The sequence below is a fragment of the Robiginitalea sp. genome, from assembly GCF_049588695.1.
GTDB lineage: Bacteria > Bacteroidota > Bacteroidia > Flavobacteriales > Flavobacteriaceae > Robiginitalea.
In genome coordinates this window covers 1-4792 of the sequence record NZ_JBAVZJ010000430.1, presented here as the reverse complement: position 1 = coordinate 4792, position 4792 = coordinate 1, and the positions used below count along the sequence as shown (strand labels likewise).

Sequence of the window (4792 nt, the reverse complement as noted above, 5' to 3'; positions counted from 1 at the left end):
GTTGATGGCCTATGAAGAAGCGAATAACGAACGCCGTTTCAGACCCGATCGGGAACCCAGTCCAGAGCCCAATCCGGATTAAGCCTCCATACGTTTAAGTTCGATGTAATTCCGACTTAATTTCCGGGTCAGCAATCCGTAAAGCAGAAAATAGATACCCGCCAAAAGGCCTGTAAAGAGAATTCCGGCTACAGTCATAACCCCTATGAGCAACCACTTGAGTTGATCGGGGTCTACATTTTGATTTTTAATATTCAATGTTTCGACCAGATTGTTATCCAGGGCCATACCGACAATAAACACTCCAAAAATCAGTAAAACCATTGTGAGGCAAAACAGGACGTAGTGTTTTACGGTCCGCCGTGTCCTGAAAATCTTGTTCATCAGCTTTTTGGCGTCATCCAGGACAGAGATCTCCCTGTAGCGTTTATAGAATTGAAAAATAAAGTAAATCGCTACGGCATACTGTGTAATGGTCAGGGCGATGATCCATTTATCAATGCCAAGGCTTTTGGCGAAGTTGTAATCCATTTCATTCCGGAAGGAGGGGATCAGGTAAAGCAGATGCGGTAAGAGAAACTCGATAATACTGATATAAAAAATCCACCGAACCACAGAGGAAGATTTCTTCCAAATCATCTTGTAAATTTCCTCATAGGTGAGGCGGGGCAGGTTGGTTTCCTTTTTTTGCCAGTCTTTCTTTAATAAATCCAGTTCATCTAGCATAGTCTACGGATTCAGAATGGTTCTCAGTTTGGTCTTTATTCGGTTCATTTTTACACGGGCATTCACTTCTGAAATACCCAGTGTCTCAGCGATTTCACTATAGTTCTTATCTTCTAAATACAAGAAAACAAGGGCCTTGTCAATATCTGAGAGTTGCCTGACGGCACTGTACATAAGGCTCAGTTGTTGCTCCTGTGTAGGATCGTACTCCTCGGCGCTTATCTTGTATACCACAGAGTCATAATCGTAAGTAGCGGGCCTCCTTTTTGATTTGCGGTAAAGGGTAATCGCCGTATTCAGGGCAACCCGATACATCCATGTGCTGAATTTGGAGTCCCCCCTGAATTTCGGATAGGCTTTCCAGAGCTGTATGGTGATTTCCTGGAATAAATCATTGTGGGCATCCCGGTTGTTGGCATACAGGCTACATACCTTATGAACAATATTCTGATTGTTCTCCAGTTCCGTTACAAATTGGTGCTCGAGCTCCTTATTCACTGTTGGTTAGCAGTTCTTACAGATTAGTAGCCGGGTTCAGGGATTTGTTACAACAGAACCTTTCAAAAGACCTGTCCCGGTGCATTTTTTATCCACACTCTCCCTTGGGAGCAGGTGTTTATTCCCTGTAATTCAGGGCCGGGGAGCGATCGCCAAGGAGGGGGACATAATTGAAGTCAGGCCCAAGGCGCTCCTGGAATTCGGCTTTGGCCTCTGAAATGGCTTTGGGATTGGAATACAAGTCGATAGCTGTAGAAGCGAGGGTTTTGGCAGCGACCATCATTCCCTTTGTACCGATACCTGTGCCTCCGGCAGCGACAGCCTGCCAGCTGTGGGCCGGCGTACCGGGAACCCAGGTGGCGATACGGATGCCCGCTGTAGGTACCCTGAAACTGACATCCCCAACATCTGTAGATCCATAGGCCCTTCCTTCGGTTTTAAAGGGCTGAACCCCGCTGGCCACCTCCGGTTGCAGGCTCTCCTGCCCGAGGGACTTTGAAATTGCCGCGGCAAACTGCAATTCCTGGGGGGAATAGGTGACTCCCCCGATGGCTTCCAGGTTTTTATGTACAATTTGCTGCAGACGAACATTGGGTAGTAATTCGTAGGTTCCTCCAATCATTTCGTATTCCATTTGCGTTCCCGTTCCCAGGGCTGCCCCTTCAGCTGCTTTTACCATACGGTCGAAGATATCGATGACCACATCCCGGCTGTTGTGACGCGCGTAGTAATAGACTTCGGCGAAATCCGGGACGACATTGGGGGCTTTTCCCCCATCGGTAATCACATAATGTATACGCGCCTGCTGTGGAATGTGCTCCCGCATCATATTTACCATAGCGTTCATGGCTTCTACGCCGTCCAGGGCGGATCGCCCTTTTTCGGGAGCTCCTGCGGCATGGGCAGAGACCCCGTGGAAGCGAAATTTTGCAGATTTGTTGGCGAGGGCCGCACTGGCGCTGGCGTCATTCCGGTCCCCGGGATGCCAGTGAAGGGCGACATCCAGGTCGTCAAACAATCCGGCTCGGGTCATATATACTTTCCCCGATCCGCCTTCTTCGGCCGGGCATCCATAAAAGCGAATGGTCCCCTGTCCTCCACGGGCCTTTAGCCAGTCTTTAACAGCGATAGCAGCAGCAGTTGAAGCCGTACCGAAGAGGTGGTGGCCGCAGGCATGGCCCGCAACCCCCTCCGCACTTTCTTTTTGGGGCACCGCCTTTTGGGAAAGCCCGGGCAGGGCATCATATTCCCCTAAAATCCCAATAATCGGGCTTCCGCTCCCGTATTCGGCCACGAAAGCTGTTGGGATGCCGGCAACTCCCTTTTCAATTCGAAAACCCGCCTCAGACAGCGTTTCTTGAAGCAGGGCCGAACTTTGAACCTCTTGATACCCCATTTCAGCCCAATCCCAGATCTGCAGGGCGATAGCCTCATATTTTTTCGATTGGGAATCGAGGTTTTTTAGAACTTTTTCCTGGGCGCCCAGGCCCAATACGATAAAGAAAGAAAGGATGGATAAACAGGATTTCATCAGGTTGGATTTTAAGGGTTAAGCGATTTTAAAGATACGAGAACCTGTGATTAAATCAAGTGTTCTCATATAAGCGCGAAATCATTATTGATTTTCCGCCTTTTTGAAAAAGGGTTTCAGGAATTTCTCGGGTGGTAGGTATTGACAATTTGCGATAAATGCTGACGGTCTATATGCATATAAACCTCTGTAGTCGTGATGCTTTCATGCCCCAGCATTTGTTGGATGGCCCGGATGTCCGCCCCATTTTCCAACAAGTGGGAGGCAAAGGAGTGGCGAAAAGTATGTGGGCTTACATTTTTACGTATGCCGGCTTTCTCCGCCTGCCGTTTCACAATGGTAAAGATCATGGCCCGGGAGAGCCTGCGTCCATTTCGATTCAGAAACAGCGTATCTTCATAGCCTTTTCCCGGATTTTGCTGCGTTCGCACCTGCTCCCTGTAAAGGTTAATGTGTTTTTGCGTGACCGGCCCTACAGGGACAAAGCGCTCCTTACTGCCTTTACCCAATACTTTTAAAAAGCCTTCCTCGAAGAATAAGTCGCTCATACGTAAATCCAGGAGTTCGGATACCCGTAACCCACAGCCGTAAAGTGTTTCCAGGATGGCCCTGTTGCGCTCCCCTTCCGGGGTTGAGCGGTCAACACTGGAAAGCATGGTGAGTACTTCATTAACGCTGAGTGTGTCCGGGAGCTTTCTTCCGAGTTTTGGAGCTTCAATAAGCTCCATGGGATTGTCTGTCCTGTAATCTTCCAATTGTACCCAGGCGAAAAATCCGCGGAGACTGGAAATGATCCGGGCCTGAGATCTGGGGTGGAGCGTGGAGTCCAGGCTATGGACAAAGGCCTCGAGGTCTTCACGTGCTGTTACCCGGGGTGATACCCCCTGTCGTTCTTCCTCCAGGAAGGCGGCGAGTTTGGCCAGGTCGCGCCCGTAATTCTGAACTGAATTCTTCGAGAGACCGCGTTCGAGCCTTAGATAGTGTGTATAATCCGAAAGGGCGTGCTTCCATTTCACAGGGGTAAAGATACTTGAAGAGAGCTTCTTATTCCACCTCCCGGAAATGGGAAATCTTGTAGAATTAGGATTTTTCCTACATAAATCAGTACTTTCACAACATAAGTAACTGATTTACACATAGAGTACGGTAGTTTTGAACATCATTTAAAATGAGAAATCATGAGAAAAATTTTAGTTATTGGTTGTATGTTACTATTTGGTGCCACCCTTCAGGCACAGGAAGGCCTGAATGTGGGAATCAATTTGGGGTTACCCGTTGGGGATGCCTCCGATTTTTCGAGTTTTAGCCTGGGGCTGGACGCCAATTATTTATGGAATGTGGCCGAATCCCTGGATGTAGGTGTTGCCACTGGTTTTACCAATGCCTTTGGGAAAACCATTGATTTCGGCGAAATTGAAGTGGATGCAGATGACGTGCAGTTCATTCCAATCGCAGCAGCCGGACGTTACCACGTGACGGACAAATTCCGCGCGGGTGCAGATATAGGGTATGCCATTGGTATAAACGACGGGAATGATGGCGGTTTTTACTATCGCCCCATTGTGGCCTATAGCCTAAGCGACATCACGGAACTTAATTTTTCCTACACCGGGATCAGCCTGGACGGTTTTACCTGGTCGACTATTTCACTCGGCGTTATGTTTAGTCTGCTTTAGCCCAGAGGATGGAACTCTTTATAAAGGCGGAGGGATTCCCTCCGCTTTTTTTTTGTCTGGATGTCAGCTTTCCTACCGCCGACAAAGGTGTATTGGGCTAACTTTGTATTTTTACCCCGTCCGAAAGTGTTTAATCACTTTACAAATACCATCCGCATGAAACTTATCATCATCAATGGCCCCAACTTAAACCTGCTCGGTAAGCGGGAACCGGAACTTTACGGCAGTAAGACTTTTGAGGATTTTTTCGGTCAGCTTCAATTTCAATTCCGGGAAGTGCAATTGGAGTATTTCCAGTCGAATATTGAAGGGGAACTGATTGATAAACTGCAAGAGGTAGGTTTTAGTTACGACGGTATTA

The 4792-nt window shown here is 48.1% G+C and carries 6 protein-coding genes; 2 read left to right on the top strand and 4 right to left on the bottom strand.

The window, feature by feature from the left end; translation table 11 throughout:
- Positions 1 to 78: 78 nt before the first annotated feature.
- The 4 genes from WBV75_RS10245 to xerD form a co-directional block, all read right to left on the bottom strand.
- A complete protein-coding gene (locus tag WBV75_RS10245) occupies positions 79 to 726 on the bottom strand; it encodes a hypothetical protein (protein WP_424120519.1) in 648 nt (215 codons plus the stop codon).
- Positions 727 to 729: 3 nt separating this feature from the next.
- Positions 730 to 1224, bottom strand: coding sequence for an RNA polymerase sigma factor (locus WBV75_RS10240; protein ID WP_424120518.1), 495 nt, complete (start codon positions 1222 to 1224; stop codon positions 730 to 732).
- 118 nt (positions 1225 to 1342) lie between these two features.
- Positions 1343 to 2755 (bottom strand): amidohydrolase, encoded by a 1413-nt coding sequence (locus WBV75_RS10235; RefSeq protein WP_424120517.1) that lies wholly within the window; start codon positions 2753 to 2755, stop codon positions 1343 to 1345.
- Positions 2756 to 2871: 116 nt separating this feature from the next.
- A complete protein-coding gene (gene xerD, locus WBV75_RS10230; RefSeq protein ID WP_424120516.1) occupies positions 2872 to 3771 on the bottom strand; it encodes a site-specific tyrosine recombinase XerD in 900 nt (299 codons plus the stop codon).
- A gap of 162 nt (positions 3772 to 3933) precedes the next feature.
- Between xerD and WBV75_RS10225 the strand changes: the two genes are divergently transcribed.
- Positions 3934 to 4431, top strand: a complete 498-nt coding sequence (locus tag WBV75_RS10225) for an outer membrane beta-barrel protein (protein WP_424120515.1) — start codon at positions 3934 to 3936, stop codon at positions 4429 to 4431.
- A 156-nt stretch (positions 4432 to 4587) separates the two neighbouring features.
- Positions 4588 to 4792, top strand: a 205-nt coding sequence (locus WBV75_RS10220) for a type II 3-dehydroquinate dehydratase (RefSeq protein WP_424120514.1), incomplete at its 3' end; no start/stop codon positions are given.